Genomic DNA, 12,027 nt, shown 5'->3' on the forward strand with positions numbered 1-12,027 from the left:
GTTAGGCAACCCTATCTCACGAGGGGTGGTCACCCAACCCCGCTATTCGCCGGCCGTGCAACCGCCGCTGAGGATCCCCAGATCGTGGAACAACCGGTAGCAGGACGGGTCGTCGGGCAGGAACCAGTGGAAGCCCGCCAGCGCGAACACCGACACCAGATTGATGACGATCACCAAGCCGCAGAACCAGATAGCAAACTTGCCCAGCAGCGTGTGCAAGCCACCGGTCGGAATGCGCTCCGCCGCGGTCACATTCGACAGCGACAGCACCACACCGATGGTGGTGATGGCCGCCACGAACAGGATCCACGCCCACACGTACAGGTGCAGACCCAGCACCGCGCCGCCGTACCCCTTGTCCCCCGGCAGGAGATGCAGCATGGTCTGCCGCCAGGCCGCGAACCCGCCGCCGAAGCAGCCGACGACGCACAGGCCCCAGCCGATCATGTAGTCGCGCCGGGCGATGCTGCCGGACAGGCCTTTTCGCACGATGTACGCGCCGCCGAGCGCCGCCAGGATCATGAAGTTGCGCTGCACCATGCACAGCGGGCACGGATAGTCCCAGCTGCCGAACTGGACGCCCAGCCCGCCGCACACCACGGCGGTCCAGCCGGCGACGAAGATGACGGCGAGCCAGTACTGCACCTGCCCGAGCGGCCCTGACCCGGACGCCGTGGTCGCGTTCTCGTTCGCCGGTGCGGTCACCACGTGTACCCCAGTCCGAGGCCGCTGGTGATGTGGTGCCGCAGCAGCATTCCGGTCAGGAGCAGCATGACCCACCACGCGGCCTGGACCGTGCGGCGCGAACTCTGTCGATAGATCAACACCAGAACGACCAGCAAACCCGCCCAGATGAGGGTGTCCATGGCGCGGACGCTACCGGTTTCAACAGGGCAGATCGGCGCAACGGGCGGCTGACACGCCGCTCGGGCGACACCGTCGGACCCGCTCCGGGCGAACTTCCGGCATCGCATGGTTCGATCCGAGACCCAGCGGTCGGGAGCGCACGCCCCTAGACTCGTTCCTGTGAGTGGCTGGGACATCTCCGACATCCCCGATCAGGGCGGTCGCACGTTCATCGTCACCGGGGCCAACAGCGGACTCGGCGCGGTCACCGCGCGGGCTCTCGCCGGCGCCGGTGCGAAGGTGATCATGGCGTGCCGCAACGAGGTGAAGGCGCGCCCGGTCGCCGCCGAGATCGGCGCCAATGCGCAGGTGCGGCGCCTGGACCTGGCCGATCTGTCCTCGGTGCGCGAGTTCGCGGATTCCATCGACGCCGCCGACGTGCTGATCAACAATGCCGGCGTCATGGCGATCCCGCTGAAGCGCACCGCCGAGGGCTTCGAAATGCAGATCGGCACAAACCATCTCGGCCATTTCGCCTTGACCGGCCTGCTGCTGGACAAGATTCGCGACCGGGTCGTCACCCTCTCGAGTGGCATGCACGCCATGGGCCGCATCGACCTGGAGGACCTCAACTGGGAGCGGCGCAAGTATCAGCGCTGGGCCGCGTACGGGCAGTCCAAGCTGGCCGACCTCATGTTCGCCCGGGAACTGCAGCGCCGTCTCACGGCCGCCGGATCACCGAAACTGTCGGTCGCCGCCCATCCGGGCTATGCCGCCACCGACCTGCAATCGCATACCGAGTCCCTGCAGGACGCCCTCCTGGCGGTGGCCAACCGGGTCGTCGCGCAGAGCGCCGAAATGGGTGCGCTGCCAAGCCTTTACGCCGCCACCGCCGACGTGAAGCCGGGCGGCTACTACGGCCCGACGGGTCTCCGCGGCCTGCGCGGCCACCCCGGGCCCAGCGGATCCTCGGCCGCCTCCAAGGACGAGGTCACCGCGCGCCGCCTGTGGGAGCTCTCCGAGCAGCTGACCAAAGTGAGCTACTCCTTCCCGCGGCGTTAGCCCGCCCCGGTGCCCGTGTTGCACCTCACACGCCCTTTTCGCGATCTCTGGTACAGTCCCCGACATGCAGCGCACGTATTTCTGGTTTAGCCAGCCGGCCCCGGGTGGGTCGTGCGGCGTGAACCTGCGCTGACATCCTCCACCCCGAGCCGGACGAAACCAGACCGGCTGCAAGGGGTTTCCCAGTGACTCTGCGTGGATCGGCCTGAGAACAGGAACCCACGATCATGAATCCCGCCGCCGATATCGACCGGCATGCAGACCTCGACGACCAGCGCACGCTCAGCGTGAGCCCGCTGCGTTCGCCGCGTCAGGTCCGCGAGGCGCACCCCATCGACGATGTCCTCGCCGACACCGTGCGCGCCGGTCGCAAGGCCACCGTCGAGGTGCTGAACGGGGACGACGACCGCCTGATGGTCATCGTCGGCCCGTGCTCCGTGCACGACACCGCGGCCGCCATGGAGTACGCCCGCCTGCTGGCGGCCAAGGCCGCTGAGCTCGGGGACCGGCTGCACGTGGTCATGCGCGTCTACTTCGAGAAGCCGCGCACCACGCTCGGGTGGAAGGGCCTGATCAACGATCCGCGCCTGGACGGCAGCTTCGACATCAACACCGGACTGGATCTGGGCCGGCAGCTGCTGGTCGACATCACCGCGCTCGGGCTCCCGGTGGCCTGCGAATTCCTCGATCCGATCACTCCGCAGTACATCGCCGACCTGGTGTCCTACGGGGCGATCGGCGCGCGGACCGCGGCCAGCCAGGTGCACCGGCAGCTGTCCTCGGCGCTGTCCATGCCGGTCGGCATCAAGAACGGCACCGACGGCGACGTGCAGGTAGCGGTGGACGGCGTGCGCGCCGCGGCCGCCTCGCACGTGTTCCCCGGCACCGACCTGGACGGGCGTTCCGCGCTCATCCGCACCGCCGGCAACCCGGACTGCCATGTCATCCTGCGCGGCGGCTCGAACGGCACCAACTACGACGCCGCCTCCTGCGCGGAAGCCCTGCTGCGCCTGGAGAAGTCGGCGCTGCCGCAGCGGCTCGTGGTGGACGCCTCGCACGGCAACAGCAACAAGGACCACAACAAGCAGGTGGATGTCGTCACCGATATCGCGGGCCGGATCGCGGCCGGCGAGACCACCGTCACCGGGCTCATGATGGAGAGCTTCCTGGTGGCCGGTCGCCAGGACCTCACCCTCGGCCACGCCGAGGACCTCACCTACGGGCAGTCCATCACCGATGCCTGCCTCGACTGGAACACTACCGCCGCACAGCTCGACCGCTTGGCCGACGCTGTCACCGAAAGGAGGGCCCGCCGTGTCTGAACAACCTGCGGCCCAGGCGCTTCCGCGCTTGATCCGTAGAAGTAGAGCTCGCCTCGCCCGCTACGCCGTGAACCGCCTGGCCGACGGCACCGCCGATCGCCAGGCCGGGAACGGCCCGCGCGGGCGCGGCGCGGCCACGCCGCAAACAGGGGCCGGTCCGGCGCGAGCGGCGAAATACGCCCCGCGACAGATCGACTGACCGATTCGGCTTCGGCACCGCTCTGGCATTGTCCTCGAAGTCCAATCTCCACAGGACAATTCGAGGGGAAAACGAAGCATGATTCGCAAGACCGCCGCCGTCGTCGCGGTGGGGCTGGCCGCTGCCACCGTCGCGGCCGGCGCCGCGCACGCCGATCGCGGCGACAATATCTTCACGCAGGCCGATCGCGGCGACAAGGCCTACGAGTGGCCGATCGACTTCTCCGGTGAGTCGTTCGCGATCCGGCCGGGTTCGTGGCTGCTGTACCCGCTGCCGGAGAGCAACGCCTGCATCTACGCGTTCGAACCGAACGAGGGCGCGGATCCGTCGACCTGGTGGGGTGTGGGCAAGATCAGCGGGCCCACCTGGGTGAACATGCCCGCCAACGCCTACCTCGTATCGGACTGCTATCCGTTCGACGATCAGAACACCCGGCGCGCACCGAGCCTCGGCACGGGCAGCGCCGGCAGCTCCTAGCACCCGGCGTCCCGAACGGCCCCGGCCTCCCGGCCGGGGCCGTTCGCGTTGTCCGGACGTGCTCGGGCCGATCGTTCAGACGCTCTCCGGCCAGTCCGGGTCCGGGGTGCGGGGGTCGGTGGGGAGGCGGCTCGCGATCCAGCAGTCGCGGCGCACGCCGCGTTGCACCACGCCGCCGCGCAGCAGGCCCTCGAAGCGGAAGAAGGCGCGGCGGGCCACGGCGGCCGATGCTTGGTTGCCGATCATGGCGCGCCATTCGACGCGTTCCAGGGACAGGCCCGTAGGAGCGAAAGCGACCTCGCAGACCATGTCCACGCCCTGGGTCATCAGGCCCTGCCCGCGGGCGGCCGCGGCGAGCCAGAAGCCGATCTCGGCGGCGCCCGGATCGCGGCGGCCCGCGATCGTGCCCAGGCCGATCATGCCGATCACCGGGCCGTTCGCCGCACGGCGCAGCGCCCAGGTCGGGCGGCCACCCGCCCAGCCCGGGGCGACGATGTCATAGAGGAACTTCTCGGCGTCGGCGCGGTGATAGGGGACCGGCATGGTGGTCCACCGGCCGATGGACGGCTCCTGGCAGCAGGCGGTGATGGCGTCGATATCGTCAACCGTCGGCGGCGAGAGCCACACGGTTCCATTCGATAGGAATTCCGCGTCCATGGCCGCCATGCTGTCACGGAAGTGCCCGCAGGTCACCGTGTTTCCGCAGCCCGCACCGTATTTCCGTGGCCCGCGGCAGGGGACCGGGTCCGGTGCCGGGGCGATTCGAGCACGGCCGTAGGATCTGTTCGGTGGTTGCCGCTCTCCTCGCCGACTTGTTCGAATCGCATCGGCCGCATCTGCTCTCGGTGGCCTACCGGCTCACCGGCAGCGTCAGCGACGCCGAAGATGCGGTGCAGGAGAGCTGGTTACGGCTCGCGGTGGCCCGGCAGTACGAGATCGAAGACCTGCGCGCCTGGCTCACCACGGTGGTCGGCCGCATCTGCCTGGACCGGCTGCGCAGCGCCGCGGCACGCCGCGAAACCTATGTGGGGCAGTGGCTTCCGGAGCCGGTCGTCACCGCCGTCACGCCGTCGAGCACACCCGATCCGCTGGCCGCGGTGGTGCGTAAACAGGATTACCGTTTCGCCGCCCTCGTCGTGCTGGACACCCTCACCCCGCCGCAGCGGGTGGCCTTCGTGCTGCACGAGGGCTTCGCGATGCCGTACGAGGAGATCGGCGAGATCCTCGGCATCTCCGACGACGCCGCCCGGCAATTGGCCGCGCGGGCGCGGAAAGCTGTGGCGCGCACGCCCGAACCGGTCTCCGACACGGAACACGACGCGGCCGTCATGAGCCTGCTGACAGCGCTCGCCCGCGGCGATATGGAGGCCGTGGTCGCCGTCCTGCACCCGGACACCCACACCATCGGCGATGCGGGCGGCACCACCGCCACCGCCCTCAATGTGGTTACCGGCGTGGACAAGATGGCGCGCCTGTGGCTGGGACTGCGCCGCATCCACCACATGGACGAATCCACGCTGACCTCCGGCGAGCTCGAACTCGTGCTGGTGAACGGTCAATTGGGGGTGCTGGTGCACGAACGCGCCTCCTGGAACGGGGCGCCGGGTACGCCGCCGCGCGTGTACGGGTTCACGGTCGTCGACGGGAAAGTCTGGGCCGCATACGATCTCGTGAATCCCGCCAAGCTGAAGGGCGTCCGGGTGCCGCACTGAGGCGCCCGGACACCGAAGCGTGGCGGTATCGATCCCGCTGCGCCGAATCATCGACATCTCGGCGCGGACAGATCGCCCCCTGAGGGGTGGGTCGCTGACCTCGGTGTGCGGAAAAGCACCCGGTTCGGTGGGCTATCGTCGGGTCATGCCGCAGATTCCGACCGTCGACCGCCTGCGCCCCTTCGCCTCGACGATCTTCGCCGAGATGACCGAACTCGCCGTCCGCCACGGCGCCGTCAACCTCGGGCAGGGCTTCCCCGACACCGACGGTCCCGCCGGCATGCTGGAAGTCGCCCAGCAGTCGATCGCCGGCGGGCTCAACCAGTACCCGCCCGGGCGCGGCATGCCCGTGCTGCGGCAGGCCATCGCCGCCGACCGCGCCCGCCGCTACGGCACCGAGTACCACCCGGACACCGAGGTGCTGGTCACCGTCGGCGCCACCGAGGCCATTGCCGCCACCATCCTCGGCCTGGTCGAACCCGGCGACGAAGTGGTGCTCATCGAGCCCTACTACGACTCCTACGCCGCCGCCATCGCCCTGGCGGGCGCCCAGCGCCGCACGGCCCGGCTGGTCCCCGACGGCGACGGCTTCGCCCTCGACCTGGACAGCCTGCGCGCCGCCATCACCCCGAAAACCCGCCTGCTGCTGGTGAATTCACCGCACAACCCGACCGGCACCGTGCTCTCGCACGCCGATCTGACCGCCATCGCCGACATCGCTATCGCCCGCGACCTCTATGTCATGGCCGACGAGGCGTACGAACACCTCTACTTCGACGGGCACCGGCACATCAGCCTGTCCACCTTGCCCGGCATGCGCGAGCGCACCGTGGTGATCTCCAGCGCCGCCAAGACCTTCAGCGTCACCGGCTGGAAGATCGGCTGGGCCTGCGCACCCGCACCGCTGCTGGATGCCGTGCTGGCCGCCAAGCAGTGGCTCACCTTCGTCGGCGGCGGGCCCTTCCAGCCCGCCATCGCGCACGCGCTCGAACACGAACAGCAGTGGGTCGCCGACCTGCGGGAGGGCCTGTCCGGCAAGCGATTGCAGCTCTCCGCCGCCCTGTCCGACGCGGGCTTCGAGGTGAAGCGCAGCGACGGAACCTATTTCGTCTGCGCCGACATCCGCCCGCTGGGCGCCACCGACGGACTCGCCTTCTGCCGGGAACTCCCGTCCCGCTTCGGCGTCGCCGCGGTCCCGGTCAGCGCCTTCGCCGACGATCGCGCGTCCTGGAACCACCTGGTGCGCTTCGCCTTCTGCAAGAAGGACGCCGTGCTCGACGAAGGCGTCCGCCGACTGCGCTCGGTACACACCGCACCCTGATCGAGAGGCGGGGTCCACCGGGTTTCGACTGGACCGCGACCCGGCAGGCACCTGTCGCGCAGGATGAGCGAATGATCGAAACGACCGCGGTGCTGGGAGTGGCGGCCGCCGCGCTGGGGCTGGTGCTGACGCCGGGGCCGAACATGATGTACCTGGTGTCGCGCACCGTATCGCAGGGGCGGCGCGCGGGGTTGATCTCGCAGTTCGTGGTGACCGCGCACGGCCGGGTGTGGCTGCAGAGCCTGTGCCTGGGTTCGATCCAGATCGCCATCGCGATCAGCGTGAACGGGCTCATCGTGCTGAGCGCCGGGGCCATCGCGGGCTTCCTGGCGGGACGGCCGCTGTGGCTGCGCATCCAGCGCTTCGTCACCGGCTCGGTGCTGGGCGCGATGGCGGTCCTGGTCGTGAGCGACCGGGCCCGGCCCATGCCGGCCTAGCGCGAGCGATCAGGCGCGCAGCGAACCCGGATACAGGAAGTCGTCCGACGGGCGATCCTCCCGATCCAGCCAGGCCGCGAAGAAACCGTCCAGTGCCCGCGGTGTCCGGGACTGCATGAACGTGCGGAACTCCGGCATGGACGCATTGCCGTACTGGTGCGCCGTCACGAAATCGTGGATCGCCGGGAAGAACGCGGCATCGCCGATCGTGCGGCGCAGGGCGTGCAGGAACAGCGGGCCCCGGTAGTAGACGGACGTGAATTCCCGTCCGGCGCCGGGATTCTGCAGTGGGATCTGCCAGAACTTCGGATCGTCACGGTATTTCGCGACCGTGTCCCGGTACATGCCGTCGACGTCCTTGCCCTCCTTGCGTTCCGGCCACAGGTAGTCGGCGGTGTAGCTGGCGAAGCACTCGTTCAGGCACACATCCGCCCAGTAGTGCACCGACATGGAGTCGCCCCACCACTGATGCGTGATCTCGTGCACCAGCGTGTCCATATCGGTCCACGGCGCGTAGATGGGCCGGGACTGCGTTTCGAGGGAGAACTTCAGATCGGTGTCGACGTAGATGCCGCCGCCCGCGTCGAACGGGTACGGGCCGTACAACGCCTCCTGGAAATCCAGTACCTCCGGCAGCCGCGATTCGATCTCCTTGTCCTTCACCGCATCCGGGGCGAAGCCGCTCAGCAGCGGCATGCCGTTGGCGCGCCGCTGCTCCAGGAAATCGAAATGCTCGACCGCGATGGTGGTCAGATAACCGGCGACCGGCTGCCGCATCTCCCAATCCACCGTGCGGTTCGCGCCCTGCACCACATCGCGCACCCGCACCCCGTTCGACATCACCTCCCATTCCTGCGGCACGGTAGCGTGCACGGTGAAAGTCGCCTTGTTCAATGGTGAATCGTTGAGCGGATACCAGGTGGACGCCGAATGCGGTTCCCCCGCCACGAAAGCCCCGCCGCTCGGGGAGAAGACCCAGCCCTCGCCGTCGGTTCCGGTCACCGGGCCCGCGTAGTCCACCCGCACCTGGAAGGGCAGGCCGGGCAGCAGCGGCAGCAGGGGAGTGATCGCCAGTTCGTGCTCGCCGGTGCTGTCGAACTGCGCGGGCTGATCGTTGACCCGCACCTGCGAGATCGGCGGGCCGCTGTAGTCCAGATCGAAGACGCGCAGCGGCTGGGTGGCCACCGCGTCCACGCGGGTGGAACCGGTCAGTTGATGGGTCGGCGGATCGTAGTCGACGGTGACGTCGTAGTGCTGGGCGTTGTAGCCGCCATTGCCGTCGAGCGGATAGTACGGGTCACCGAGTCCGGGGGAGCCGGCGAACGGATCGGCCCGGTCCGCCTGTGCGAGCGGCGCACTCGCCGCCGCCAGCAGTACCGCCCCCGCCGTCGTGTACCGCCGCCACCTGTGTCCCATACGCAGAGCCGCCTCTTTCCGCGCCGAAAACCGATTGCCGAGCACTGATCGCCGATCGATGACCGCCGTGCACCGACCTGCCGATGCTAATCGGCGGTCTGCTCAGTTGGTCGACCCGGAGAGCGCGACACTCGCACCCAATCCGATGATCATCACGCCGCCCGCACCGCCGATCGCCTCCAGCCGCTTGGGCGAACGTGCGAACCAGCCCCGCGCGGTGCTGGCCACCAGCACCCACACCGAGTCCGAGACCAGCGCGATGACCAGGAACAGCACGCCCAGGAACAGCATCTGCAACGGCACCGCGCCGGAATGCCGGTCCACGAACTGCGGCAGCACCGCCGAGAAGAAGATCATGGACTTCGGATTGGTCAGGCCCACCAGCACCGCCTGCCGCAACGCCCGCCCGCGCGATACCGGTTCGGCCTTGGCCTGCATGGCATCCCACAGTGAACGCCGCTGGCGCACGGCCTGAATGCCGAGGTAGATCAGGTACAGCGCACCGGCCACCTTCACCACCGACAGGGCGATGGCCGAGGCGGCGATGATGGTGCCCAGCCCGGCGGCCACCAATCCCAGGATTACCAGCACGCCGAGCGAATGCCCGAGCACCGAGAACAGGGCCGCCTTGCGACCGTGCGTGAGCGCCCGGCCGATGACGAAAAGCACACCGGGGCCCGGGATTACGATGATGACGAAGGCGGCGACGAGGAAAGCCACCAGATTCGCGGCGGGAATCATCGATCCAGCTTATGCAGGCGCGCAATACCTGTCGCCCCAATAAATCTGCCGTCTCGCGGTCGGCTCCGAAGTCCGTTCGGCCGGGCCTCAGTTCGAGCCGCGTAGCTCGCTCGGTAGCTGCTGCGGGTCCAGTAGCAGGCGGTTGGAGTCCGCGCCGCGCACCTTGTCGGCCAGGTCCAGGTTGTCGCTGAGCAGCTGCCATTCGACCTCGCGGATGGAGTTGCGGGCGCGGTCGATGATGTTCAGGTCGCGAGTGCCCCAGGCGATCGGCATGGCGCTCACCGACTGCCACATCTCGCCGACGCCCGGCGCGCGGTCGATGCGCACGGTCACCGCCGGGACGCGCTCCCCGGTGCGGGCGCGATGGCCGGGCAGCGAGCGCACGGTGCGGGTCACCAGGGCGTAGCGCGGGCCGTGCGCGTCCGGCTTGGCCATATCCACCAGGGCCAGCAGGGTCGCGCCCTTGCCATCGGCCTCCGATACCACCGCCGGGACCAGCTCGCCCGCGGCGTACAGCTTGTCGACCCGGCCGCGATGCGGCGTCCAGTAGCCGATGAACAGCGCGGTGACCGCGCCGAGCAGGAACGCCACCGCCAGCAGCCAGGACCACGGATGGTTCACCCAGACCAGGAAGGCCGTGCCCAGGCCCAGGAAGACGGCAGCGGCGTACGCGAGCACCCGGAGCCGCCGCAGATCCGCGACGACTTCGTTGACCGCTCGGGCATGGTCGCGGTCCACCGCGAATTCGAAGCGCCGCACGTTGCGTCCCTCCCGCCTTTCGGAGGCTCTTCCTCCGTTTATCCTATCGTCGGGCCGAGCAGATCGTCGGCATCGGTGATGCGATAGGCATACCCCTGTTCCGCCAGGAATCGCTGACGGTGTTGGGCGTATTCGGCGTCAAGGGTGTCACGTGCGACAACAGAATAGAAGTGAGCCTGTCCACCATCATGTTTCGGCCGCAACAGCCGTCCCAGCCGCTGCGCCTCCTCCTGCCGTGAACCGAAGGTGCCCGAAACCTGGACGGCCACAGACGCTTCCGGTAGATCGATGGAGAAGTTGGCCACCTTCGACACCACCAGCACCGGAATCTCCCCGCGCCGGAAGGCGTCGAACAGCTCCTCCCGCTCCTTGGTGCGGGTGGAACCCTGGATCACCGGGGCGTTCAGATGCTCGCCCAGCTCGTCCAGCTGATCCAGGTAGGCGCCGATGACCAGGCTCGGCGCATCCTTGTGCCGCGCCAGGATCGACTCCACCACCGGCAGTTTCGTGCGCGCCGTGGAGCACAGCTTGTAACGCTCCTCCGGTTCCGCGGTGGCGTAGGCCATGCGCTCGGTCTCGGTCAGCGTGACCCGCACCTCGACGCAGTCAGCCGGCGCGATCCAGCCCTGCGCCTCGATGTCCTTCCACGGCGCGTCGTAGCGCTTGGGGCCGATCAGGGAGAAGACGTCACCCTCGCGGCCGTCCTCGCGCACCAGCGTGGCGGTCAGGCCGAGCCGGCGGCGGGACTGCAGATCGGCGGTCATGCGGAAGACCGGGGCGGGCAGCAGGTGCACCTCGTCGTAGATGACCAGACCCCAGTCGCGGGAGTCGAACAGCTCCAGGTGCCGGTACTCGCCCTTGGTCTTGCGGGTGATCACCTGGTAGGTCGCGATGGTGACGGGGCGGATCTCCTTGCGCTCGCCCGAGTACTCGCCGATCTCCTCCTCGGTGAGCGAGGTGCGGGCCAGCAACTCGCGCCGCCACTGCCGGCCGGCCACGGTATTGGTGACCAGGATCAGCGTGGTCGCCTTGGCCTTCGCCATGGCCGCCGCGCCCACCATGGTCTTGCCCGCGCCACACGGCAGTACCACCACGCCGGAACCGCCCGCCCAGAAGGAGTCGGCCGCCATCTCCTGGTAGTCGCGCAGGTGCCAGTGGCCGTTCTCGAAATCCAGGTCGATCTGATGCGCTTCGCCGTCCACGTACCCGGCGAGGTCCTCGGCCGGCCAGCCGATCTTGAGCAACATCTGCTTGATGTGGCCGCGCTCGGAGGGGTGCACGATCACCGTGTCGTCATCGATGCGCGCACCGAGCATGGGCGCGATCTTCTTGTGCCGCAGCACTTCTTCCAGCACCGCGCGATCCAGGCTGACCAGCACCAGCCCGTGCGCCGGATGCTTCACCAGCTGTAGCCGCCCGTACCGGCCCATGGTGTCGACGATGTCGACCAGCAGCGGCTGCGGCACGGCGTACCGGGAGAACTTCACCAGCGCGTCGACGACCTGCTCGGCATCGTGGCCGGCCGCGCGCGCGTTCCACAGCGCCAGCGGCGTGATGCGGTAGGTGTGCACATGCTCCGGCGCGCGCTCCAGCTCGGCGAACGGGGCGATCGCCTGCCGCGCCGCATCGGACGACTCGTGGTCGATCTCCAGCAGCAGCGTCTTGTCACTCTGGACAATGAGCGGACCGTCGGTCACGGCACCTCCTGGGGTCGGGACCCGTGTCCGGGCCGTCG

General features: G+C 68.8%; 14 protein-coding genes. 7 read left to right on the forward strand and 7 right to left on the reverse strand.

Going from position 1 to position 12,027, the window contains the following annotated elements:
* Positions 1-42: 42 nt before the first annotated feature.
* Entirely contained in the window at positions 43-705 is a 663-nt protein-coding gene (locus tag ACIP5Y_RS35870; protein ID WP_400356817.1) for a disulfide bond formation protein B, read from the reverse strand.
* Entirely contained in the window at positions 702-866 is a 165-nt protein-coding gene (locus ACIP5Y_RS35875) for a DUF5993 family protein (protein ID WP_400356818.1), read from the reverse strand. The genes ACIP5Y_RS35870 and ACIP5Y_RS35875 overlap by 4 nt, the downstream gene beginning before the upstream one ends.
* Before the next feature lie 160 nt (positions 867-1,026).
* Between ACIP5Y_RS35875 and ACIP5Y_RS35880 the strand changes: the two genes are divergently transcribed.
* The 4 genes from ACIP5Y_RS35880 to ACIP5Y_RS35895 all read left to right on the forward strand — a co-directional run bounded on the left by ACIP5Y_RS35880 (position 1,027) and on the right by ACIP5Y_RS35895 (position 3,906).
* Positions 1,027-1,908 (forward strand): oxidoreductase, encoded by an 882-nt coding sequence (locus ACIP5Y_RS35880; protein ID WP_400356819.1) that lies wholly within the window; start codon positions 1,027-1,029, stop codon positions 1,906-1,908.
* Between the two features lie 227 nt (positions 1,909-2,135).
* Positions 2,136-3,230, forward strand: a complete 1,095-nt coding sequence (locus ACIP5Y_RS35885) for a 3-deoxy-7-phosphoheptulonate synthase (RefSeq protein ID WP_400356820.1) — start codon at positions 2,136-2,138, stop codon at positions 3,228-3,230.
* On the forward strand, positions 3,223-3,429 hold the full coding sequence (locus ACIP5Y_RS35890) for a hypothetical protein (protein WP_400356821.1): 207 nt from the start codon (positions 3,223-3,225) through the stop codon (positions 3,427-3,429). The genes ACIP5Y_RS35885 and ACIP5Y_RS35890 overlap by 8 nt, the downstream gene beginning before the upstream one ends.
* A 78-nt stretch (positions 3,430-3,507) precedes the next feature.
* A complete protein-coding gene (locus tag ACIP5Y_RS35895; protein ID WP_400356822.1) occupies positions 3,508-3,906 on the forward strand; it encodes a hypothetical protein in 399 nt (132 codons plus the stop codon).
* Positions 3,907-3,981: 75 nt separating this feature from the next.
* Here ACIP5Y_RS35895 and ACIP5Y_RS35900 read toward each other — a convergent pair whose 3' ends face one another.
* Positions 3,982-4,572 (reverse strand): GNAT family N-acetyltransferase, encoded by a 591-nt coding sequence (locus tag ACIP5Y_RS35900; RefSeq protein ID WP_400356959.1) that lies wholly within the window; start codon positions 4,570-4,572, stop codon positions 3,982-3,984.
* Between the two features lie 122 nt (positions 4,573-4,694).
* Here ACIP5Y_RS35900 and sigJ point away from each other — a divergent pair, with 122 nt between their 5' ends.
* The 3 genes from sigJ to ACIP5Y_RS35915 all read left to right on the forward strand — a co-directional run bounded on the left by sigJ (position 4,695) and on the right by ACIP5Y_RS35915 (position 7,376).
* The gene (gene sigJ, locus ACIP5Y_RS35905; RefSeq protein ID WP_400356823.1) at positions 4,695-5,618 is read left to right on the forward strand and encodes an RNA polymerase sigma factor SigJ; all 924 of its coding nucleotides are present in this window, start codon (positions 4,695-4,697) and stop codon (positions 5,616-5,618) included.
* A gap of 145 nt (positions 5,619-5,763) precedes the next feature.
* Positions 5,764-6,939: a pyridoxal phosphate-dependent aminotransferase gene (locus ACIP5Y_RS35910; protein ID WP_400356824.1), complete on the forward strand. Its 1,176-nt coding sequence runs from the start codon at positions 5,764-5,766 to the stop codon at positions 6,937-6,939.
* A gap of 71 nt (positions 6,940-7,010) precedes the next feature.
* Entirely contained in the window at positions 7,011-7,376 is a 366-nt protein-coding gene (locus tag ACIP5Y_RS35915) for a hypothetical protein (protein ID WP_400356825.1), read from the forward strand.
* A gap of 9 nt (positions 7,377-7,385) precedes the next feature.
* Here ACIP5Y_RS35915 and ACIP5Y_RS35920 read toward each other — a convergent pair whose 3' ends face one another.
* From ACIP5Y_RS35920 to ACIP5Y_RS35935, 4 genes are all read right to left on the reverse strand, one after another.
* Positions 7,386-8,792 (reverse strand): M1 family metallopeptidase, encoded by a 1,407-nt coding sequence (locus ACIP5Y_RS35920; RefSeq protein ID WP_400356826.1) that lies wholly within the window; start codon positions 8,790-8,792, stop codon positions 7,386-7,388.
* 102 nt (positions 8,793-8,894) lie between these two features.
* Positions 8,895-9,533, reverse strand: a complete 639-nt coding sequence (locus ACIP5Y_RS35925) for a LysE family translocator (protein ID WP_400356827.1) — start codon at positions 9,531-9,533, stop codon at positions 8,895-8,897.
* A gap of 87 nt (positions 9,534-9,620) precedes the next feature.
* Positions 9,621-10,292, reverse strand: a complete 672-nt coding sequence (locus tag ACIP5Y_RS35930) for a DUF3239 domain-containing protein (protein WP_400356828.1) — start codon at positions 10,290-10,292, stop codon at positions 9,621-9,623.
* A 38-nt stretch (positions 10,293-10,330) separates the two neighbouring features.
* On the reverse strand, positions 10,331-11,989 hold the full coding sequence (locus tag ACIP5Y_RS35935; RefSeq protein WP_400356829.1) for a DNA repair helicase XPB: 1,659 nt from the start codon (positions 11,987-11,989) through the stop codon (positions 10,331-10,333).
* Positions 11,990-12,027 lie beyond the last annotated feature (38 nt).

The sequence above is a fragment of the Nocardia sp. NPDC088792 genome, from assembly GCF_044750615.1.
Lineage (GTDB): Bacteria > Actinomycetota > Actinomycetes > Mycobacteriales > Mycobacteriaceae > Nocardia.